Source organism: Actinomadura sp. NPDC023710, assembly GCF_040639875.1.
Classification (GTDB): domain Bacteria; phylum Actinomycetota; class Actinomycetes; order Streptosporangiales; family Streptosporangiaceae; genus Spirillospora; species Spirillospora citrea.
On the sequence record NZ_JBFAGB010000025.1, the window covers coordinates 64,562 to 85,340 of the forward strand.

General features: G+C 73.5%; 16 protein-coding genes. 9 read left to right on the forward strand and 7 right to left on the reverse strand.

What is annotated here, in order from left to right:
* Positions 1-20: 20 nt before the first annotated feature.
* The gene (locus AB0H37_RS27045; protein WP_360616070.1) at positions 21-1,142 is read right to left on the reverse strand and encodes an acyltransferase family protein; all 1,122 of its coding nucleotides are present in this window, start codon (positions 1,140-1,142) and stop codon (positions 21-23) included.
* Positions 1,143-1,388: 246 nt separating this feature from the next.
* On the opposite strand from AB0H37_RS27045, the gene AB0H37_RS27050 reads away from it, so the two are divergent.
* From AB0H37_RS27050 to AB0H37_RS27065, 4 genes are all read left to right on the forward strand, one after another.
* On the forward strand, positions 1,389-1,805 hold the full coding sequence (locus AB0H37_RS27050; protein ID WP_179832106.1) for a PGPGW domain-containing protein: 417 nt from the start codon (positions 1,389-1,391) through the stop codon (positions 1,803-1,805).
* An 88-nt stretch (positions 1,806-1,893) separates the two neighbouring features.
* Positions 1,894-2,328, forward strand: a complete 435-nt coding sequence (locus tag AB0H37_RS27055) for a hypothetical protein (protein WP_360616072.1) — start codon at positions 1,894-1,896, stop codon at positions 2,326-2,328.
* Between the two features lie 111 nt (positions 2,329-2,439).
* The gene (locus AB0H37_RS27060; protein ID WP_229810234.1) at positions 2,440-3,258 is read left to right on the forward strand and encodes a TetR family transcriptional regulator; all 819 of its coding nucleotides are present in this window, start codon (positions 2,440-2,442) and stop codon (positions 3,256-3,258) included.
* 1 nt (position 3,259) lies between these two features.
* Positions 3,260-4,531: a cytochrome P450 gene (locus AB0H37_RS27065; RefSeq protein ID WP_360616074.1), complete on the forward strand. Its 1,272-nt coding sequence runs from the start codon at positions 3,260-3,262 to the stop codon at positions 4,529-4,531.
* Here the strand turns inward: AB0H37_RS27065 and AB0H37_RS27070 are convergent.
* A complete protein-coding gene (locus tag AB0H37_RS27070; RefSeq protein WP_360616076.1) occupies positions 4,524-5,576 on the reverse strand; it encodes an amidohydrolase family protein in 1,053 nt (350 codons plus the stop codon). The genes AB0H37_RS27065 and AB0H37_RS27070 overlap by 8 nt on opposite strands.
* 97 nt (positions 5,577-5,673) lie before the next feature.
* On the opposite strand from AB0H37_RS27070, the gene AB0H37_RS27075 reads away from it, so the two are divergent.
* The 3 genes from AB0H37_RS27075 (at position 5,674) to dacB (ending at position 9,045) form a co-directional block, all read left to right on the forward strand.
* Positions 5,674-6,141 (forward strand): MarR family winged helix-turn-helix transcriptional regulator, encoded by a 468-nt coding sequence (locus tag AB0H37_RS27075; RefSeq protein WP_360616078.1) that lies wholly within the window; start codon positions 5,674-5,676, stop codon positions 6,139-6,141.
* Positions 6,142-6,306: 165 nt separating this feature from the next.
* The gene (locus AB0H37_RS27080; protein WP_360616080.1) at positions 6,307-7,350 is read left to right on the forward strand and encodes a maleylacetate reductase; all 1,044 of its coding nucleotides are present in this window, start codon (positions 6,307-6,309) and stop codon (positions 7,348-7,350) included.
* Positions 7,351-7,503: 153 nt separating this feature from the next.
* Positions 7,504-9,045 carry a D-alanyl-D-alanine carboxypeptidase/D-alanyl-D-alanine-endopeptidase gene (gene dacB / locus AB0H37_RS27085; protein ID WP_360616082.1) on the forward strand — a complete coding sequence of 514 codons (1,542 nt, stop codon included), beginning with the start codon at positions 7,504-7,506 and terminating at the stop codon, positions 9,043-9,045.
* Between the two features lie 69 nt (positions 9,046-9,114).
* Here dacB and AB0H37_RS27090 read toward each other — a convergent pair whose 3' ends face one another.
* From AB0H37_RS27090 to AB0H37_RS27105, 4 genes are all read right to left on the reverse strand, one after another.
* Positions 9,115-10,479 carry a hypothetical protein gene (locus AB0H37_RS27090; protein WP_360616084.1) on the reverse strand — a complete coding sequence of 455 codons (1,365 nt, stop codon included), beginning with the start codon at positions 10,477-10,479 and terminating at the stop codon, positions 9,115-9,117.
* Between the two features lie 142 nt (positions 10,480-10,621).
* Positions 10,622-11,632 carry an acetamidase/formamidase family protein gene (locus tag AB0H37_RS27095; protein WP_179832122.1) on the reverse strand — a complete coding sequence of 337 codons (1,011 nt, stop codon included), beginning with the start codon at positions 11,630-11,632 and terminating at the stop codon, positions 10,622-10,624.
* The gene (locus AB0H37_RS27100; protein ID WP_360616086.1) at positions 11,629-13,032 is read right to left on the reverse strand and encodes an APC family permease; all 1,404 of its coding nucleotides are present in this window, start codon (positions 13,030-13,032) and stop codon (positions 11,629-11,631) included. Before AB0H37_RS27100 ends, AB0H37_RS27095 begins: the two co-directional genes overlap by 4 nt.
* A gap of 91 nt (positions 13,033-13,123) precedes the next feature.
* The gene (locus AB0H37_RS27105) at positions 13,124-14,269 is read right to left on the reverse strand and encodes a substrate-binding domain-containing protein (RefSeq protein WP_360616088.1); all 1,146 of its coding nucleotides are present in this window, start codon (positions 14,267-14,269) and stop codon (positions 13,124-13,126) included.
* Between the two features lie 51 nt (positions 14,270-14,320).
* Here AB0H37_RS27105 and AB0H37_RS27110 point away from each other — a divergent pair, with 51 nt between their 5' ends.
* Entirely contained in the window at positions 14,321-14,764 is a 444-nt protein-coding gene (locus AB0H37_RS27110) for a MarR family transcriptional regulator (protein WP_179832125.1), read from the forward strand.
* 61 nt (positions 14,765-14,825) lie between these two features.
* Positions 14,826-15,167, forward strand: a complete 342-nt coding sequence (locus tag AB0H37_RS27115; RefSeq protein WP_329096080.1) for a HEAT repeat domain-containing protein — start codon at positions 14,826-14,828, stop codon at positions 15,165-15,167.
* Positions 15,168-15,260: 93 nt separating this feature from the next.
* On the opposite strand, the gene AB0H37_RS27120 is transcribed toward AB0H37_RS27115, so the two are convergent.
* Positions 15,261-20,777 carry a carboxyl transferase domain-containing protein gene (locus tag AB0H37_RS27120; RefSeq protein ID WP_329096077.1) on the reverse strand — a complete coding sequence of 1,839 codons (5,517 nt, stop codon included), beginning with the start codon at positions 20,775-20,777 and terminating at the stop codon, positions 15,261-15,263.
* Positions 20,778-20,779 lie beyond the last annotated feature (2 nt).

Genomic DNA, 20,779 nt, shown 5'->3' on the forward strand with positions numbered 1-20,779 from the left:
CGGTCCCGGGCGTCCGGTCGTCACCGGCCGAAGAGCGGCCTCATGTCGGGCTCGACGGCCCAGCGGGTCACGCGGCGCACCGGGGAGGTGCTCAGCACCGTGACGATGACGAAGCAGGCGAGCACGACCGACAGGACGCCGGGAACCGTGTCGAACCAGGCGAGCTTCTGCCAGCCCTCGAACGTGAACAGCCGCGTCAGGAAACCGTGCAGCAGGTAGCCGTAGATGGTGGCGGCGCCGAGGTCGCTGTACCACGTGCGGCGGGACGGGGTGACCGCGAGGAAGGCCAGGATGAGCACGGTCCCGGTGAGCATCAGCCCGGCGCGCATCACGGTTCCGGTGAGCTCGTCCACGCCGAGGTCGCCGTTGGCCGTGTCCCAGTTCAGCCAGCGCGCGTTCATGTGGTCCCGGGTGAGGTACGCGCCCGCGAGCGCGGCCGCCAGGAGCGCGGCGCCCGTGATCCGCGCCCACGGCCGCCGGACGATCTGGATCACCTCCGGCGACAGCGTCAGCCCGAGGACGTAGAACGGCGCCAGCCCGAGGATCCGGTACAGGTCGAGCGTGCTCCCGATGTCGGACATGTAGCAGAGGAGGGCGACGAGCACGGCCGTCGCCAGCGGGAACCTGAGCCGCCGCCACACCGGGGTGAGCAGCCGCCAGACGAACAGCGCCAGCAGGAACCAGGTCAGGTAGTAGGGGTCCAGCGCGTCGAACTGGAACGCCCGCCCGTCGACGCCCCAGGCGAACAGGCTGTAGGCGCACTGGAAGATCAGGTACGGCGCGACGGTCGAGCCGACCAGCCGCACGGCCTTGTCGTCGGTGAGGGTGAACCGCTTGGACAGGTAGCCGCTGACCATGACGAACAGCGGCATGTGGAACAGGTAGATGAAGTTCCAGAGCGCCGCGGCCAGCGGGACGTCCCGCAGTCCCGACAGCCCGTGCCCGCCGGCGACGAGCAGGATCGCCAGGAACTTGGCGTTGTCCAGGTGCGGGTCGCGTCCTCGGGGAGCCGCGCCGCCCTGCGTCCGCGGCTTGTCCTGCGTGCGCTCGGCGGGGGGTGCCGCCGCCGGGGCGGAGTCGGGAACCGGCGCCTCGGCGGAGTCGGGAACCGCCACGACGGACGCCTCGGGTGTCTGTGTCATGAAAGATCTCTGATCCTGGGAGGGGCTCGTGGAGCATACCTAACGAAACGGTCCAGAACCCTCGGAGTCACAGCGCGCTGCCGCGGCGTCACGGGCGGGCGCCGCGGATTTCGCCGGGCGTCCCGCGCGCAAGATCCTCAGGGACGGGTACACGCCCGTTACCGAGGCGGCGGCCGTTACCTGAAGCGATGGCCGGGGCAGGGGCCGGGGGACGGGCCCCCGGCGGGGCGGGAGGACGGGAGAGGCATGGGATACGGGAGGTCCACCCGGCAGGGGGTGGTGATCATCGCCGGCGGCACGGTGCTGGTGGCCGGTGTCGCGCTGCTCGTGCTGCCCGGCCCGGGGCTGCTGCTCGTGCTGGCCGGCCTGCTCATCCTCTCCCGGGAGTTCCCGGCCGTGAACCGCTACGTCGAGCCCGTCCGGGAGCGGGCGATCCAGGCGGCCGAGGAGAGCGTGACGTCGTGGTGGCGCCTCACGGGCTCCGTGCTCACCGGGCTCGCGCTGATCGGCGCGGGTGTGGCCTGGGGGCTCGTGGAGGAGCTTCCGCTCAGCGGATGGAGCACGGGCTCGGGGCTCATCCTGTCCGGCTTCATCCTCTTCGGGCTCCTCTACTGGAGCTGGCGGCGGGTCAGGGCCCGCCGCGCCGGCACCCTCCCCGAGTGACGGGCCGGGCGGACGGCTCGACGCGGCCGGGCCCGGCCAGGGCGAAATGTTCTGCCAGGTTGATCCGCCGGCCGGGTATCACCGTGTCATGGGTATGGGCATCCTTCTTCGTGTACTCGTGGCCGCGGGACTCGCGGCCGACGCCGTCGTGCACTGGCGCTTCGCGCCCGACATGGCCCCCGGGCCCAACACTCCGAGCGATGTCATCCCGGGAGACGACCTGTTCCGCGGCCAGGCCATCGCGGCGGCCGTCGCGGCCCTGCTGGTGCTCTTCTGGGCCCGGAGGTGGACGTACGCGATCGCGTTCGTCGTCGCGGCGAGCGCGGCCGGGGCCGTGCTGCTGTACTACTTCGTCGACTTCGGGCAGCTCGGCCCGATCCCCCGGATGTACGACCCGCAGTGGTACGCCGACAAGACGATCAGCTTCGCCGGGGAGGCCGTCGCCGCGCTCGCCGCGCTGATCGGATTCTTCACCGTCGGCAGGAGGGAGAAGGCGGAGTCCTACTCCTCCGCCGTGCGGTGACGCCTACGGACGCTGCGTCCGTGCGATGAGGGCGCAGTGTCCGCCGGCCAGCCAGAGAGCGAGTCGCGCCGGCCCCTTGACCCGTCAAATGAACGCTCGTTTAATTCCGTTATGGGGCGTATTGCGGGCGTCACTCGTGCGGAGACGCGGGAACGGCTGCTGAGCGCCGCGGCCGACGAGTTCGCGCGGCGCGGCTACGACGGGACGCGCGTCGCCGACATCGCGCGGGCCGCCGGCGTCAGCAACGGCGCCCTGTACGCGCACTTCGACTCCAAGGCCGAGCTGCTGGTGGCCGCGCTCCGCGCGCACGGGCGGCGGCTGCTGGCCGACCTGTTCGACGCCGACCCCGACCGCCCGGTCGTCGAGCTGCTGCTCGCCACCGGGCGATGGCTGCCGAAGCGCCGCGACGCCCGCGCCCACCTCGTCGTGGAGGCCCTCGTCGCGGCCCGCCGGGACGAGGAGGTCGCCCGTCCCATGCGCGACTACGTCGGCGAGCGCGGCGACTGGCTCGCCGGGCTCATGCGCATCGCCCAGACGGGCGAGGAGATGGACCCGGCGCTGTCGCCGAACGCGCTCGCCCACCTCTGCCTGCTGCTCGGGATGGGGAGCGCGCTCATCCCGCCGGACATGCACGCCGTCGGGGACGAGGAGTGGGCCGCGCTGCTCGCGCGGATCGTGGCCGCGCTCGCGCCGCCCCGCCCCGCCGCCGCCCTACACGGGAGGAACACAGTGAAGGTGCAGATCGATACGAAACGCTGCCAGGGGCACGGCCGGTGCTACGACCTGGCCCCCGGCCTGTTCGGCGAGGACGACGAGGGCTACGGCACGGTCCTCGGGGACGGCGCCGTCCCCGAGGGCGGGGAGCACGAGGCCCGCCTGGCGGGCGCGAACTGTCCCGAGCGAGCGATCGACGTTCTCGGGGAGGCGTGAGATGACCGCGGACGACCGCTTCGGCAAGAGCTTCAAGGAGGAGCGGGAGAGCCGCCCGCTCGGCACGCGCAACGAGGTCGTCACGGGCCCGGTCTCCGACTGGGCGACCGACTTCTCCCACCTGGAACCGGAATGGGCCAGCGACCCGTATCCGATCCAGGACGACCTGCGGCGGCGCTGCCCGGTCGCGCGGACCGAGCGGTTCGGCGGCGGCTGGCTGCCGACCCGCTACGAGGACGTCGCGGCGATCGCCTACGACACCGAGCGCTTCACCTCCCGCTCGGTCGTCATGAGCAACTTCCGGCCGCCGCGGGAGGTGGCGCCGGTCGGGGTCACGCCGCCGATCTCCTCCGACCCGCCGTTCCACCACGACGCGCGCAAGCTGCTGCTCCCGGCGTTCACGAAGTCCGCGGTGGCGCGGCTGGAGCCCGCGACCAGGGCGTACTGCCACGAGCTCATCGACTCCTTCGAGGGCCGCGACATCGTGGACGCCGCCCACGAGTACGCGCAGCACATCCCGATCCGGGTCATCGCCGACATGCTCGGCTTCCCGTCCGAGGACGGGCCCCGGTTCCGCGAGTTCGTCGAGAACACCCTCGAAGGGGTCAACCTCCCGCCGGACGAGCGCATCGCGCGCATGGACAAGCTGTTCGACTACCTGCTGGAGCAGATCCGCGACCACGTCGCCGACCCGCGCGACGACCTCACCACCTACCTCGTCGAAGCCGAGCTGTACGGGCGCAAGCTCGAACGGTCCCACGTTTCGGGGACGATGGCACTGCTGCTCATCGCGGGGATCGACACCACCTGGAGCGCGATCGGCGCCTCGCTGTGGCACCTGGCGAAGACGCCCGCGGACCGCGAGCGCCTCGTCGCGGACCCGTCGCTGGTGCCGACCGCGATGGAGGAGTTCCTGCGCGCCTTCGCGCCCGTCACGATGGCGAGGCTGGTGCGGGAGGACATGACCTGGCGCGGCGTCGAGATGAAGGCCGACGACTGGATCCTGCTGTCGTTCCCCGCCGCCAACCGCGACCCGGAGCAGTTCGACCGGGCGGACGAGATCGCCATCGACCGCGAGGTGAACCGGCACGCCGCCTTCGGCCTCGGCATCCACCGCTGCGTCGGCTCGCACCTGGCCCGCATGGAACTGCGCGTGGCCCTCGAGGTCTGGCTGGAACGCGTCCCGTCCTTCAGCCTGGCCGACCCGGCGGCGGTCACCTGGGCCGCCGGCCAGGTCCGCGGCCCCCGCACCCTTCCCGTCCGCATCAGGTAAGGCGTTCGGCCAGCCGGGGGAGCAGGCGGAGGGCGTTCCCCCGGTCGACGGCGTGGTGGGCGCGGTCGTCCAGCACCGGGTCGCGGTCGAGGTCCCGGGTGTTGAGCGCGACCTCGCGGGCGGAGTTCGCGGGCCAGTCGGTTCCGAACAGGACGCGGTCGGCGCCGGCCGCGGCGATCAGGGACGGTGTGGCGTACGGGGACACCGGCAGGGCCGTGTCGTAGTGGAACCGGCGGAGCGCCGGGCGCATCCTCGCCGGGAGCGGACCGCCGTCCTCCCGGGCCGAGCGCTCGGCGCGGCCCGCCATGTACGGAAGGAACCCGCCGCCGTGGGACAGGATGACCGACACTCCCGGGTACCGGTCGAGGGTCCCGGCGGCGATCAGGTTGAGCGCGGTGCGGGTGGTGTCGAGCAGGTAGTCGGCGAGCCAGTCCCCGACGCCCGGCGCCTCGGCCAGGCCCTTGGGGGCGACCGGGTGGGTGAACACGACCGCGCGGCGCCGGTCGAGCTCGGCCCACAGCGGGTCGAACATCGGTTCCCCGAGGTAGTGCCCGCCGGCGGAGGTGTTGAGGAGCACCCCGTCCGCGCCCAGGTCGTCGAGGGCGTGGGCGAGCTGCCGCACGGCCAGGTCCGGGTGGAGCATCGCCACGTTGGCGAAGAAGCCGAACCTCGTGGGGTGCTCGCGCGCCAGTTCGGCCAGCGACTCGTTGCACACCTGGACGCCTGAGGCGGCGACCTTCCGGTCCAGGAACACCTCGGCGGGCACCGGCGCGGAGGCCACCCCGGCGGCGATGCCGTTGGTGTCCATCGTCCGCAGGGTGTCCGGCAGCGTCCACTGGGCCCAGGACGGCCCGCCGGTCGGCGGGAGGAGGCCCTGCTCGACCGCCCACCGCCGCATCCGGGGCGGGACGGCGTGGTGGTGGGTGTCGATCCTGCCGCGCGACCGCCCGGGGGTGGCGGCGGCCGCCTCGCCTGCCGGAACGGCGGCCGCGGCCATCGCCAGGCCGGTCACCTGCAGGGCGCGTCGGCGGGTCGTCTCGGGCATGGGCGTCTCCCTCACTCGTTCGATGCGCCGCCCACCATGCTTTCTCTTATGAGAAAGTCTCATCTGAGACTATATCAGAAGCCCCTAAACTGGTCCCATGCTCGACGACCTGCTCGAACGCCTCCTGTCCGAGGACGGCGACCCCGCCGTCCGGCACGTGGGGCTCGGCATGCTCCTGGCCTCCGCGCACAACCGGAGCCGGGCGAGCATGAACGACGAACTGCGACCCCTCGGCATCGACGTGCGCGGGTTCGGCATGCTGCTCGCCCTGGAGATGTACGGGCCGTCCAGCCAGCGGCGCCTCATCGACCTCACCGGCATCGACAAGTCCACGATGGTGCGCATCGTCGACGAGCTGGAGGGCGGCGGCCTGGTCCGGCGCGAGCGCGCCCCGCAGGACCGCCGGGCCCACGCGATCAGCCTGACCCCGGACGGGACGAGGGCGCTGGAGGGCGGGCGGCGCGCCGGCGGCGACGTGGGCGAGCGGCTCTTCGGCCGTCTCGACGGCGACGAGCGGGACCAGCTCGTCGCGTTGCTCCGCCGCATCGCCGGGCGCGCGGGCTGAGCGGGCGCCCGCGCCGGGGCGTGTCGCCTGGTCAGGGCGGCATCACGGGACGACGTGTGTCGCGTGAGAGACCGGCGGCGCTGGATAGGAGAGAGGTTGCGCCGTCGAGGAGCGCCCAGCGCCGTACAGGAGAGTTAGCATGATCCTTTTGTCGGGCCGGACTTCATGAGCACTGCGGACGAGGTCGTCGTCCACGAGACGCCGCCGTCCCGCGTCCTGATCGGGCCGGGTGCGAGCGAGCTCGTCGCGGACGAGGTCGCGCGGATCGGGGCGGGGAGGGTGCTGCTGGTCGCGGCGCCGTCCGCCGCCGGGCCCGCCGACCGGATCGCCGGGGCGCTCGGGGCCCGGCTCGCGGCGCGTTTCGACCGTCCGTCCCCGCACACCCCGGTCGCCGTGACGGTGCGCGCCATGGAGGCGGCCGCGGGCGCGGACTGCGTGGTCGCGGTCGGAGGCGGCTCCGCGATCGGCCTGGCCAAGGCGGTGTCGGCACGCACGGGCATGCCGCAGGTCGCGGTGCCGACCACCTATGCGGGCTCGGAGATGACGCCCGTGCTGGGAGAGACCGAGGACGGCGTGAAGACCACGCGCCGCGCCCCGACGCTGGCGCCCGGCACGGTCGTCTACGACCCCCGCCTCACCCTGGGCATGCCGTCCGGCCTGACCCGGACCAGCGCGATGAACGCGCTCGCCCATGCCGTCGAGGCCCTGTGGGCGCCGGACGCCACGATGGTCACGGACGCGTTGGCGACCGAGGCCGCGGGCGGCATCCTGGGCGCGCTGCCCGAGGTGCTGGACGACCTGACCGGACCGGAGGGACGCGCACGTCTCCAGTCGGCCGCGTGGCTGGCCGGGATCTGCCTGGCGCAGACCCGGATGGGGCTGCACCACCAGCTCGCCCACGTCCTCGGCGGCGCGTTCGGCCTCCCGCACGCCGAGCTGCACACGATGCTGCTGGCGCACGTCATGGCGTTCAACCTGCCGTCGGCGCCCGCCGCCTCGGCCCGGCTCGCCCGGGTGGCCGGGCCGGACCCGGTCGCGGTCGTCGCCGCGCTGGCACGGGCGCACCGGGGCCCGACCCGCCTGTCCGCCCTGGGCGTCCCCCGCGAACGGCTCCCCGAGATGGCCGGGCGGGTGGCCGCCGACCCTTATCCCAACCCCCGGCCGCCGGACGCCGGCGCGGTCGCGGAACTGCTCGACGCGATGTGGTGAGCGGCCGGTAGCGAAGAACCCGTGGAACGGCCTGCCCGAGTACTTCTCCAGCGAGCTCACTCTGGTCTACGCGGGGGACTGATGCCGGCCGTGTCGTTCCCCTGCCGCCGCAGGGCCGTTGCCCTACGCTCACACCCCATGCATGGACCACTGGTGCGAATCACGTCCGTCCTGGTCGCCGGGACGTCCCTGCTCGCCGCTCCCGCCATGCACCCCGCGGCCACGGCCGCCGCCAAGGGAGACTCCGCCAAGGGAGATCTGGGCACGGACCTCGACGCCATCCTCGCCGACGGCCGTCTCAAGGGCGCCACCGTGGGCGCCGTGGTGCGCGATGCCCGGACGGGCGCCGTCCGCTACTCGCGCGGCGCGACGGCGCCGGTGATGCCCGCCTCGAACATGAAGCTCTACACCTCGGGTGCGGCACTGTCGCTGCTGGGGCCGGGGTACCGGTTCCGCACCGGCGTGTACGCCCGGGCCGTGTCCGGATCGTCCGTCAAGGGCGACCTCTACCTCAAGGGCACCGGCGACCCGACGACGCGGGCGGCCGACTACGACCGGCTCGCCGCCCGGGTGGCGGCGCGCGGCATCCGGCGCGTCGAGGGCGACCTCGTCGCGGACGACACCTGGTTCGACGCCGTTCGCACGCCCTCGCACTGGGATCCGACGGACCTGCAGTACTACTACGCCGCGCAGACGTCCGCGCTGACCGTCGCGCCGAACGACGACTTCGACGCGGGCTCGGTCGAGGTGTCGGTGAAGCCGGGCGGCGCCGAGGGCGCACCGGTCGCGGTCGGTCTCGCCCCGGCCACCGGCACCGTCAAGATCGACAACAGGGCGGTCACGGGACGTCCTGGGACGCCGTCCACGCTGGCGGTGAACCGGGCCAACGGCACCGACACCATCGTGGTCAGCGGTTCCCACCCGGCGGGCGCGGCGCCCTACACGACCCTGCGCACGGTCGAGAACCCGAGCCTGTACGCGGCGGACGTCTTCCGGAGCGCGCTCAGGGCGCACGGCGTCCAGGTGAAGGGCGCCACCGAGCGCGGCAGGACCCCGAAGCGCGCGGCCGCGCTCGCCGCCCGCTCCTCGATGCCGCTGTCGCGGCTGATGGTGCCGTTCCTCAAGCTCAGCAACAACATGGTCGCCGAGACCCTGGTCAAGGCGATCGGCCGGGAGAAGGCGGGCAAGGGGAGCTGGACGGCGGGGCTGCCCGTGGTCGAGCGGTACGCCCGCGGCCAGGGCGTCCCCGCCGCACGGCTGGAGATGGCCGACGGATCCGGGCTGTCGCGCAAGAACCGCACGACCGCGCAGGACGTCGGCACCCTCCTGAGGAAGGCGCAGGACGCGCCGTGGTTCGGCACCTGGTACCGGGCGCTGCCGGTCGCCGGTGACCCCGACCGCCTCGACGGCGGCACCCTGCGATCGCGCATGGTGAGCACCCCGGCCGCGGGCAACGTGCACGCCAAGACCGGGACGCTGACCGGCGCCTCCGCCCTGTCGGGCTACGTCACCGACCCGTCCGGGCGGCGGCTCGTCTTCTCGGTCGTGCTGAACGGCTACCAGGGCGCGGCGCCCAAGGACATCGAGGACAGGGTCGCGATCCGGCTGGCCGGGGGAGACCCCTCCGCGGTCCGGACGTTCCGCGTCTCCGGGAACGCCCCGCAGGTGGAGTGCTCCTGGATCGGCCGCTGCTGAACGGCGGCCGCTGTTGACCGACGACGGGGCGCGTCCCGCCGCCGGCGGAACGCGCCCCGCCGGCGCGGATCACCTCTGGTTCTTGGGGATGTAGAGGCGGACGTCGTCGACGAACGCCTCGCCCTCGTAGTAGTTCAGGTGCGGGTCGCCGATGATGAAGGAGTCGGGGTAGGCCGAGCCCTTCGGCCAGTTGTGCTCGGTCGTGTACGTCCCGGCCGGGCCCTTGTGGACGAGCCTGCGGTCGAACCGGCCGTCGTACTCGCCGGGCGTCTGGTTGTAGTGCCAGATCGGGCGCCCGTTTTCCACGAAGCCGTGGTGGACGCGCAGCGTGGTCTGCCCGGTGTGCAGGAACGGGCCGCTCATCTCCAGCGTGTACCCGGTGCGGTCGCGCTCGATGGCGAACCGGTAGGCGGCCTTCGGCATCAGCTCCGGCCGCAGCTCGGCGCTGGTCAGGTGCCCCTCGAACCGGCCGCCCGGCCCGTACCGCCGGTCCATGGACGCCTCCCCGCACGCGGTCTTGGCGTAGTACTCGTTGCTGATGTTGTTGTTGGCGGTCTCGCGGAACAGGTCGCCGCGCGGGAACAGTGCGTTGATCCCGTTGAAGGTGCCGTCGAACGTCCGGTACATCGTGCGGGTCTTCGGGTTGCAGGTCGCGGCGTTCTTCCAGCGGGCGTCGTCGCTGTAGTAGCCGTCCATGATGACCTTGCGCCGGAAGTGGATGCCGGGGTTGCCGTGCGGCGCCGGGTTCGCGTGGTCGAGGATCGTCAGGTAGTAGAACCCGTTCTCCCGCGTCACGTCGGGGTACTGGCACCGGGACTTGCCGGGCAGCGCGCCCTGGAACGTCCACGGGTACCGGGTCTTGCACGGTTCCCTGGTGTAGCCGTTGTGCCTGCCGTTGTAGTCGAACGTGCCGCCCCGCTTGCCGCCGAACTGGATGCCGCGCAGGGTCATCTCCACCCGGTAGTACCGGGGCAGCGGGCGGGTCGGCCGGATCAGGACCCCCGCGTCCCATTTCGGCTCGGAGATCCGCGCGACGTTGTGCCCGCCCGGCAGCGTCACGGCCGACAGCCCGGGGCGGGAGTCGGGCCGCCCGTCGCGGTCCTTGTCGACGGCGGCGACCTCCGCCGTCAGCCACCCCTCGCGCCCGAAGGCGACGCGCTTGCGGAACACGTTGAGGGTCTTCATCTGCCGCTCGAACAGCGGCCCGCTGATCTTCTTCCAGGCCGCCCCGTCGTCGTCGAACGCGTCGACCGCCCACGGGCTGCGCGGCCCCTGCGGGTCGAGCCGCCACGGCGACCCGTCGACGCGCAGCGGCCGGTCGAACTCCTCATGCGCGACCAGCCTCCACCGGCCGTCTCCGGAAGCTCCGGCTCCGGAGGCCCCGGCCGACCACCCCGCGGACACGACCGCGGCGGCGGCCGTCCCGACGGCCACCCCCGCCACTTTCCAGCTCGTCCTCAAGACGCACACCCCTCCCGCGGAGCGCGCGGCCGCGCTCCGCCCCCGAACGTCGCAACGCATCGGCATTATACGAACACGGAGGGTGATGAAGGTGGAAGGCCGGGCCCTGACGTCGTCAGCGCTGGGAAAGGTACCTCTCGGCGGTGCCGCGCAGGCGCGCGTGGACGCCGTCGTATGCGGAGACGCCCGGCAGGGCGGTCTTGGGCATCTTCGCGAGCATCGTGTAGTTGGTGTCGACGACGTTGCCCGCCGGGGCGAGCGCCGCCTGGCTGACCAGCTGGTAGGCGTCCAGCTCGTCCAGGCCGAGCAGCGAGGACGTCCAGCCGACCAGGTCGTGCTGGCTGATCCGGAACGCGTCCTCCAGCGGGCGGGCCGAGCCGGTCGACATCAGGTGGAGGTCGTCCTCCAGACGCGGCCAGGCGGGAGCCGCACCCTTGATCAGGTCGACGACCACCACGGTGCTCATCGCCGCCTCCACGGCGGTCCCGCAGACCTCGCCCTCGCCCTGGCGGCAGTGGCCGTCGCCGATCGAGACCAGGCCGCCCGGCACGTTGACCGGGAAGTACGCGGTGGTGCCCGCGCGCATCTCCGGGGTGTCCATGTTGCCGCCGTGCGCGCCGGGGGTGATGCTCATGATCACCTCGTTGGCGGCCGGGGCCACGCCCACGGTGCCGTGCATGGGATCGAGCGGCAGCTCGATCTCCAGGTCGCTCGCGCGGGCCCGGAAGCGGCAGATCCCGCGCGCGGCGTCCACGTCGTACATCCACACCCGTTCCGGCAGGGCCGGGTGCAGCATCGCCGTCGTGTGCGTCGCGGTCAGCGCCCCGAAGTGCGGGAAGGTGGACGAGACCGCCCAGTCGCGGGCGGGGCGGATGTCCACGAAGTGCACCGCGACGGCGTCGCCCGGCTCGGCGCCCGCGACGGCGATGGGGCCGGTGACGGGGTTGAGGTAGGGGAAGGTGCACACCCGGCTCGGCAGATCGTCCACCCCTTGGACGGCGCCGCCGAAGCAGTCCTCGGTCGTCAGTTCCACGACGGTGCCGGGCGCGACGGTGAGCGCCGCCTCCCGGCCGCCGAACGCGAAACCGGGCTCGGTGTCCCTCAGCGGGACCACGTCGAACGTCACTTCTCGTCCTCCTCTGCGATGCCGGCCAGGGCCGGACGGCGGTGGGTGACCAGCAGCCCGACCAGCAGCACCAGCCCGATGCCGAGCCACAGGAAGCCCAGCTCCTGCGCGGCGACCTTCGCGTTGACCACCACGTAGCCGAGGATGCCGAAGCCGATCGCCGGCGCGACCAGGTGGCGCCACCAGTCCCGGCTGCCCGACCGGACGACGTAGTGGACGACGACCGAGACGTGCAGCACCAGGAAGGCCGTCATGGCGCCGAAGTTGACGAGCGAGCTGAGCAGCGTGATGCCGTCCTCGCGCTGCTCCATGTAGAGGCCGAGGCCCAGCGAGACGGCCGCGACCAGCAGGGTCGCGTTGACCGGGACCTGCCGCCGGGGGTGCACCCTGGCGAGGAACTTCGGCAGCTGCCGGTCCCGCGCCATGGCGTACAGCAGCCGGGACGTCGCGGCCTGCGCGACCAGGGAGTTGGCGAAGCCCCAGGCGATCGCGGTGGCCAGCGCGGTCAGCTTGGCCAGCCACGCCCCGCCCGCGACCCGCGCGGCGTCGTAGAACGCGGTCCCGTCCGGGTCGCCCTCGCCGACCAGCCTGTCGGGATCGGTCACCAGCAGCGAGGCCACCCACGTCTGGACGATGAACAGCACACCGACCAGCAGCAGCGAGGCCACCATGGACCGTCCGATGGCGCGGGCCGACTCGCGGTTCTCCTCCGCCAGCGTCGAGATGCCGTCGAAGCCGAGGAAGCTCAGCACCGCGATCGACACGGCGCCGAACACCAGCCCCCACGAGAACGTCGCGCCGTTGTAGATCGGGCTGAGGCCGCCCCCGCCGTGGCCCTTGCCCTGGGCGAGCGCCACCAGGCCCACCACCAGGAAGACCGCCAGGACGGCCAGCTCGGCGACCAGCATGATCCGGTTGATCCGGGCGGTCATCTCGATGCCGAAGAAGTTGACGACGGTGTTGAGCACGACGAACGCGATGAGCCAGAGCCACACCGGGACGTCCGGCACCAGCGAGTTCATCGCCACGCCGGCGATCAGGTAGAGCAGGGCCGGCACCAGCACGTAGTCGAGCAGGATCATCCAGCCGGACAGGAACCCGACCGGCGCCGCGATGCCCCGCCCGGCGTAGGTGTAGACCGACCCGGCCATCGGGAAGGCCCGCGACATCTGCGCGTACGAGCCGGCGGTGAACAGCATGGCCAGCATCCCGATGGCGTAGGCGAGCGCGACCATGCCGCCCGAGCCCTCGAAGACGCTGCCGAAGATGCCGAACGGGGCGATCGGCACCATGAAGATCAGTCCGTAGACCACCAGGTCCCGGAACGTGAGGGAGCGCCGCAGCTCCTGGGCGTACCCGTAGCGCTCGATGCCCTCCGGCGGCGTTGGGTCGACGGCCATGCTTCCTCCTCAGCCGAGGACGCGGGTCGTTCCCGCTCCGCGAACCCTAGAGGCAATCTTTTCAAATGAAAAGATTTGATGCGCACAGATCTCAGAGGCGGGTGACGACGGTGAGGTCCAGGCCGTCCGCCCTGGCCAGGTAGCCCTCCGGGCGCGGCGGGCCGAGCGGCGCGGCCGACCAGGCGCCCCGCGCGACGGGGTCGGCGCCCGCCAGCAGCCGCGCCGAGGCCGGCCGCCCGTGCCGCGCGGTCAGCATGCCCGCGGCGGCCAGCGCCGCCAGCAGGTGGACGCCGTCGTAGCAGCCCTCCGCGTAGGCGTCGAGGACGGGGGCGACCTCGCCGAACACCGTCCGGTACCGCTCGGCCAGCGCGAGCTGCCGCTCGTCCCCCTGCCCGGCGAACGACCGCATCGCCGAGTACAGCTCACCGGTGTCGTCTCCGCCGGCGGCCAGCAGGACGTTCTCCTCCAGCGCCCCCGACAGCCGGACCACCCCGGCGGACAGCCGCGAGGCGGCGAACACCCGGTTGAACACGGCGAGGTCCCGGCCGACCAGGCTGAGCAGGATCGCCTCCGCGCGCGTCCGCGCCAGCGCGTGCACGACCTCCTCGAAGAGGGCCTCCGGGTCGTCCCCGGCCGCCCACGGGAAGGGGACGAGCCGGTCCAGCACCACCTCGCCGCCCGCCGACCGGACGAGCCGCGCCGCCGTCCGGTGCACCGCCCGCGGCCAGATGTAGTCGCTGCCCACCAGCGCCCACCGCCGCAGCCTCAGCCGCGTGCTCAGCCAGCGCAGCGCGGAGCCGAGCTGCCGCTCCGGCGAGTCGCCGAGCAGCACCACGCCCTGCCGCCGCGGCCCGCCCTCGTGCGGCGGCGTGAACACGTACGGCACCTGCCCGGCGAGCGCCGCCTCCAGGCCCCGGTGCACGTCGCTCGTGTGGAACCCGACGAACGCCTGGACGAGCCCGGCGTCGGCGAGGAACCGGGCCTCGCCCGCCACCGCGCCCGGCGCCCGCCCGGCGTCCACCGGCACCAGCTCGACGGCCCGTCCCGCCGCCCCGCCGGAGGCGTTGACCTCGGTCGCGGCCAGGCACGCGGCGCTCAGCCCGGACGGCCCGGTCAGGCCGAGCGGTCCCGACAGCGGCAGCAGCAGCCCGAGCCGCAGCACCGCGGGGTCAGGCCCGGTGACCAGCAACCCCGTGCCGTCCCGCACCACCGCGCGCATGACCGCCGAACCCTTCATGACCAGGCCAAGTATGCTCTCCCCACGGGCGGCTGGCGAGGGAGGCACCGGGTGGTCGAGCGGCACGGCGCGGCGGCGCGCACGGCGGAGACCGAACTCGTCGACCTGCTCACCCGAACGCAGCGGGCCCTGGCCCGCGACCTCGGCGCCCGCCTGGACGAGGAGGGCGCGACGGTCGAGCAGTGGCGGGTGCTGCGCGCCCTCGCCGAGGCCGACGACGTCTCGATGGGCGAGCTGGCGCTCATCGTCGAGATCCCGCACCCCACCCTGACCCGGCTCGTGGACGCCCTGGTCGACTCCGCCTGCCTCTACCGGTCCCACTCCAGCCGGGACCGCCGCCGGGTGTCGGTGCACGTCTCCGACCTGGGCCGCGCCAAGCTGGAGCGGCTGGAGGCGCTGGCCCGCGCGCACGAGCAGGCCCTCGCCGAGCGGCACGGCGACACGATCCAGAACCTGTCCGCCCTCCTGTCCGACCTCTGGAAGGGCATCCGCTGACCCGCGGCCCGGCGCGTTCGCCGGGGTGCGTTCTGTCGGGAGGCGGTCATAGGGTCGGCGCATGTCGCGGCGGCGTTTCGATCAGGCCATGCAGTTCATGCGGACGAGGGAGCCGCGGGTCCGGGAGGACGCCTTCGACTTCCTGCGCGAGCACGCCGACGCCTACGTCGGCGAGCTGATCGCGGAGTTCGCGGCGGAGCGGGACGACCCCGGCCTGCGCTGCTGGCTGCTCGAACTGATCGCCGAGGCCCGGTCGCCGGAGGCGCTGGAGGTGTTCCGCGGCCAGCTGGAGAGCCCCGACGCGTCGCTGCGGTTCTGGGCCGTCCGCGGTCTGGAGATGCTCGACACCCGCGAGGCCGACGAGGTCCTCGACCGGGCGCAGGCCAACGGCTGGATCTCCTAGCCGCACCTGGCCATGATCTTGGTGACGCCCGAGACGGCCGCGCCCCCGCACCGCTGACGGTGCGGGGGCCGGCCGGTCCCCGGCGGCGCGGGGTCACCCCCGACGGGCCTCGATGGCCTCGATGATCCGCGGGCGCATCTCCGCGGCGCGGATGACGGCGTCGACGGAGCCGACCTCGACCGCGCGCCGGATGTCGTGCACGCGGTCGAACTCCGCTGCCACCTCGCCGAGCTTCTCCGTGCGGACCGTCGCGCGCAGCTCGTCCAGCTCCGCCGTCAGCGCGGCGCGGCCGGGGCCCGAGGACGCCGCGACGCGGGCCTCCAGGTCCCGCACCCGCGGGTCGGCGGCGGTCCGGGCGTTGACGTCGGCGGCGAACACCGCCGCGGCGGCCGGGGCGCCGCCGAGCACCGACGCGAACGAGCCCTCCAGCGCGAGCACGGTCATGTTCGGGTTCAGCGTCTTGGAGAACACCACGAACGCGCCGCCGTGGTACCGGGAGATCACGCAGAACACGATGGGGCCGCGGAAGTTGACGATCGCGCGGCCGATCTCGGCCCCGTACTCCAGCTGGAGCTGGCGCATCGACTCCGGCGAGCCGTCGAAGCCCGACAGGTTCGCCAGCACCACCAGCGGCCGGTTGCCGCTGGCCGCGTTGATCGCCCGCGCGGCCTTCTTGGACGACTTCGGGAACAGCGTGCCCGCGGTGTAGGCGTCCGGGCCGTCGGTGGGCGGGAAGCCGCGCCGCGGCACCGACTGCGACTCGATGCCGAGCAGGCACACCGGCATGCCGCCGAGGTGCACGTCCTGCACCACCGCGGTCTCAGCGTCGGCCATGCCCGCCCAGCGCTCCAGCACCGGGTGGTCCTGGTCGGACAGCGCCCGCATCACGGTCCGGATGTCGAACGGCTTCTTGCGGTCCGGGTTCGCCGCGGCGGAGAAGATCTCGCCGACCGTGGTGAACTCGCTGCCCTCCAGGACGTGCGGGAAGGCGGAGACGTCGCGGTCGACGGGGTCGGTCGTGCCGGCGCCGCGCGGCCCCGGCTCCCCGGGCGCGACGTAGGTGTGGTCGTAGTGCGACATCAGGACGTCCCGCGCGGCGATGAGGTTCGGCGCCCAGTACTGCGCCTGCCCGTTCGGCCCCATCACCCGGTCGTAGCCGCCGATGCCGAAGTTGTCCTCGGCCGAGACGCCGCCGGAGAAGTCGAGCGCCTGCTTGCCGGTGAGCACCATCGCCGAGTCCGGCGTCATGATCAGGACGCCCTTGGTGTGCATGAGCATCGTCGCCTCGGCGTTCCAGTACGGCTGGGCGCCGACGTTGATGCCCGCGACGACGACGTTGATCTCGCCGCCGTCCTGGGTGAACTCGACGATCCGCTTGAGCGCCGCTGCCACCCAGTCCATGTTCTCCGTGCCCGAGTCCATCGAGACCCGGGCGCCCGAGGACAGCGCGTACCACTCCAGCGGCACCCGCATCCGCTCGGCCAGGTCCAGCGCGGCGATCACGCGGCGGCACTCGGGCTCCGACAGCGCGCCGAGCGACTTGGTCGGGTCGCCGAGCAGCACGACCCGGGTGACGCCCTGCGGGTGCCGCCGGGTCCGCTTGGTGACGACGCCCGCGACGATCGCCGCGCTGTTGCGCCCCTTCGGCCGGTCCACCGGCACCAGGGCGTGGTCGTCGTCGAGGTCGTGCTCGACGAAGTCGCCGAGCAGGTCCGTCAGCTCGTACGGGTACACGGTGTTGCGGCTGCTCGCCCGCAGCACCTTCTGCCGGTAGCCGTCCAGCGGCTCGACCGGCGCGTCCGACGGCGCGCCGACGGTCAGCCGGGTGCCGCCCGTGGCGTCGAAGGAGACCCGGACGGCGACCTTGACCGGCTCGCCCGTCCGCGGGTCGCGCTGCCGCGCGATGAGCAGGACCTCCTCCAGCCCGGCGCCCGCCGCCGTCGGCAGCATGCGGCCCGCGAGCCGCTGCAGCTCGGCGCGGGTGAGGTCGCTCGTCGGCCAGACGTAGATCACGATGCGGTTGGTCGGGAAGCGCTTCTTGGACGGCCGCCGCGCCTGCGCCCGGCGGATCGAGTCCAGGCAGGTGGCGAGGGTGTACTCGGCCGTCGGCAGCGAGCGCAGCCTGCCGTCGCCGTCGCGCAGCGCGGTGAGGTCGCGCACCTGCGCGAACGCGACGAGCCGGTCGTCGGACGGGTTGTCGCGCGCCACGCACTGGAAGAGGTAGACCTCCTCGTCCGAGGACGGCAGCCGGGTGAGGTCGAACTTGTGCAGCCGCTCCATCTGCATCCGCTGCGCGATGAACGGGTGCAGGCCGCGGATCAGCCGCTCCTCGGCCATGCCCCCTGTGGGGGGACGACCCCCCACACCCCCCGGATCGCTCCGCTCATCCGTCCCGCCGCCCTCCGCCGGGCGGAACGTGAAGTGGTGGTGCATCACCGCGCCGCTGCTGCCCGCGACGGTGGCGGTGAGCCTGCGGACCTGCGGCGGCAGCGGGTGCGCGCTGACGGCCTCCTGCAGCGCGGCGGCCATCGCGTCGAAGTCCTCCGGCTGCCGCTCCCAGGACAGGTAGATGTCGGCGTCGACGGCCTCGTCGCCGGCCGCCAGCTCGGCGAGGCCGCGCAGCGCGCCGCCGAGCGCGTCGAAGCTCACCGCGGAGGAGACCAGGCGCGAGCCCGCGTGCTCGGCGACCACGAACGCGCAGCCGCCGGCCTCCCGGGTGCGGACGCCGGTGAGGTCCTTGTTCCCGTAGTACCGCCGGGTGAGCACCTCCAGCATCACGGCGTTGTTGCGGTTGCCGCGGACGAGCCGCTGGCCGAGCAGCCGCACCAGCGGCTCGGTGCTGCGCACCATCTCGGCGATGAGCTCGTCGCGCTCCGGCGCGTCCGGGTGCGCGTCCAGGTGCCGCAGGTTGCGGCGGACGCGGGCGTAGACGGCGGCGCGGTTGCGGCGCAGCAGCGGCTGGGCGAACCAGGCGAACACCACGCCGCACGCCAGGTCGTAGACCACGGGGAACCGGACCTGGGTCGCGGCCACCAGCCGCTCCAGCGCGAGCCCGGCGGACTCGCGCTGCGCCTCGTCCGGCGGCGGCTCGCCCAGCCACTCGCGCAGCAGCGTCGCGACGACCGAGGCGTCGGCGGACGCCCGCTGCTGGGCCAGGAAGATCCGGAACACCGCCGCCTCGAGCTCGGGGGAGCGCTCCAGGTCGGTGACGCCGTAGTGGCCGAGCGCCTTGGCGAGCTTGGCCTGGAACGCCTGGGGCAGCCCGGCCCGCTCGACGTCGAGGCTCTGCAGGTAGGTGTGGAAGTACTCGCGGGCGCTGTGCACGTGGCCGCCGTCGGTGCCGTCGCCGCCCGCCGGCCGGTTGCGGCTCAGCTCGGCGAGGTCGGCGAACACGTCGATGAGCCCGAGCTCCTCGGCCATCGGCCGGTGCCCGTCCGCGGCGGCGGCCCGGCGCGCGGCGAGGTAGTCGTCCAGGGTCCGGCGCTCGTCGTGCGGGTCGACGTCGAAGCCGAGCAGGAGGCTGCGCAGGTCCTCCTGGCCGCGCGCGGCGCGCCTGCGGGCCGGGACGGCCCCGGGCGCGGCGGGCAGGTCCAGCTCGACCGTCCCGGCCGCCGCGACATCCGCGACCTCCGCCTCGTCGGCGAGCGGCTCCAGCCGCAGCAGCGGCGCACCCGTCTCCACCTGGCTGCCGACGGTGACGACGCACTCCTTCAGCCGCGCCCTGAACGGCGCCCGCAGCACCGTCTCCATCTTCATGCTCTCCAGGACCAGCACCGGCGCGCCCGCCTCGACCTCGGCGCCGACCTCCAGGGGCGTGGCGACGACCAGCGCGGGCGCCGGCGAGCGGACGACGCCGCCCTCGTCGCGGCTGACCCGGTGCGCCACGCCGTCCACCTCGACGAAGTGGACCGGCCCGTGGGTGCCGGTGAGCAGGCGGTACCGGGCGCCGTTGACGGTGATCTGGCCGAGGTGCCGGTCGAAGCGTTCGAGTTCGACGTCGGCGGTGCGGACCTCGCCGCCCGCCTCGACGGCGACGCGGAACCGGTCCGCGCCGACCCGGGCCACCCGCACCCGGTAGCCGGCGCCGCGCAGCTTGAGGTCCAGCGGCCGGCCGCTCTCGTGCCGCGCCTGCGGGCGCCCGCCGGACGCCGTCGACAGCAGGCGCCGCCGCTCGGCGCCCTCCGCCTCCTCGTAGGCCTCGATGGCGGCGGCCGCGAGCGCGACGGCGGAGTGCCGGTGGGTGACGAGGTCGCCCTCGGCGCGGACGCGGTCGATCCAGCCGGTGTCGGCGCTCGCGTCGATCACCTCGGGCCGGTCGAGCAGGTCGAGCACGAAGCTCTTGTTCGTCGCGCCGCCCTCGATGATCACCGTGGTCTGGGTCATCGCGCGGCGCAGCCGGCCGAGCGCCTCGTCCCGGTCGCGGCCGTAGGCGATGATCTTGGCGATCATCGAGTCGAAGTCGGCGGGGATCGTGTCGCCCTCGCTGACACCGGTGTCCACCCGGATGCCCGGCCCGGCGGGCAGGTCCAGCCGGGCGATGCGGCCCGGCGAGGGGGCGAAGTCGCGGTCGGGGTCCTCGGCGTTCAGCCGCGCCTCGATCGCGTGCCCGCGCTCCGCCGGCGGCGCGCCTTCGAGCCGTCCGCCGGAGGCCACGTGCAGCTGCGCCTTGACCAGGTCGATCCCGGTGGTGGACTCGGTGATCGGGTGCTCGACCTGGAGGCGGGTGTTGACCTCCAGGAACGCGAACATGCGGTCGCCGGGGTGGTAGAGGAACTCGACGGTCGCCGCGCCGCGGTACCCGACCGCGACGGCGAGCCGCTCGGCCGACGCCCTGAGCTCGGCGGTCTGCTCGGCGCCGAGCACCGGCGACGCCGACTCCTCGATGATCTTCTGGTTGCGGCGCTGCACCGAGCAGTCGCGCACGCCGAGCGCCCACGCGCTCTCCCCGTCCGCGATGACCTGGACCTCGACGTGCCGGGCGCCGGTGACCAGGCGCTCCAGGAACACGACGCCGCTGCCGAACGCCCGCGCCGCCTCCTGGCTGGTGCGCTCGTAGGCGTCGGCCAGCTCGGCCTCGCTGGTGATCACGCGGATGCCGCGCCCGCCGCCGCCCGCGGTCGCCTTGAGCATCAGCGGGTAGCCGATCCGCGCCGCCGCCGCGACCGCCTCGTCCAGGGTCTCGACCGCGCCGCGGCTCCACGGCGCCACCGGGACGCCGACCTCCTCGGCGATCAGCTTCGCGCCGATCTTGTCGCCGAGCCGGCGCATGGCCTCCGCGCTCGGCCCGACGAAGGTCACCCCGATCCGGTCGCACAGTTCCGCGAACGCCGGGTCCTCCGCGACGAAGCCCCAGCCGACCCACGCGGCGTCGGCGCCGGTCTCCACCAGCGCGCGCTCCAGGACCTCCAGGTCCAGGTACGGCCGGGCGGACGCGGGCCCGAGGTCGTGGGCCAGGTCCGCTTCGCGGACGAAGGTGGCCGTCCGGTCGACATCGGTGTACAGGGCGACGGTCTCGATCCGCGTCCCGCTCTCCGCGGCGATGTCCCGTACGGCGTGGATGAGCCGCATCGCGGCCTCACCCCGGTTCACGATGGCGACACGACTGAACACCC

Excerpts from the sequence above, each read along its gene's own strand:
- AB0H37_RS27070 (WP_360616076.1), bottom strand. The coding sequence starts at position 5,576 with ATGCCCGAGACGACCCGCCGACGCGCCCTGCAGGTGACCGGCCTGGCG.
- AB0H37_RS27075 (WP_360616078.1), top strand. The coding sequence starts at position 5,674 with ATGCTCGACGACCTGCTCGAACGCCTCCTGTCCGAGGACGGCGACCCC.
- AB0H37_RS27050 (WP_179832106.1), top strand. The coding sequence starts at position 1,389 with ATGGGATACGGGAGGTCCACCCGGCAGGGGGTGGTGATCATCGCCGGC.
- AB0H37_RS27045 (WP_360616070.1), bottom strand. The coding sequence starts at position 1,142 with ATGACACAGACACCCGAGGCGTCCGTCGTGGCGGTTCCCGACTCCGCC.
- AB0H37_RS27100 (WP_360616086.1), bottom strand. The coding sequence starts at position 13,032 with ATGGCCGTCGACCCAACGCCGCCGGAGGGCATCGAGCGCTACGGGTAC.
- AB0H37_RS27115 (WP_329096080.1), top strand. The coding sequence starts at position 14,826 with ATGTCGCGGCGGCGTTTCGATCAGGCCATGCAGTTCATGCGGACGAGG.
- AB0H37_RS27055 (WP_360616072.1), top strand. The coding sequence starts at position 1,894 with ATGGGTATGGGCATCCTTCTTCGTGTACTCGTGGCCGCGGGACTCGCG.
- AB0H37_RS27065 (WP_360616074.1), top strand. The coding sequence starts at position 3,260 with ATGACCGCGGACGACCGCTTCGGCAAGAGCTTCAAGGAGGAGCGGGAG.
- AB0H37_RS27105 (WP_360616088.1), bottom strand. The coding sequence starts at position 14,269 with ATGAAGGGTTCGGCGGTCATGCGCGCGGTGGTGCGGGACGGCACGGGG.
- AB0H37_RS27080 (WP_360616080.1), top strand. The coding sequence starts at position 6,307 with ATGAGCACTGCGGACGAGGTCGTCGTCCACGAGACGCCGCCGTCCCGC.
- AB0H37_RS27060 (WP_229810234.1), top strand. The coding sequence starts at position 2,440 with ATGGGGCGTATTGCGGGCGTCACTCGTGCGGAGACGCGGGAACGGCTG.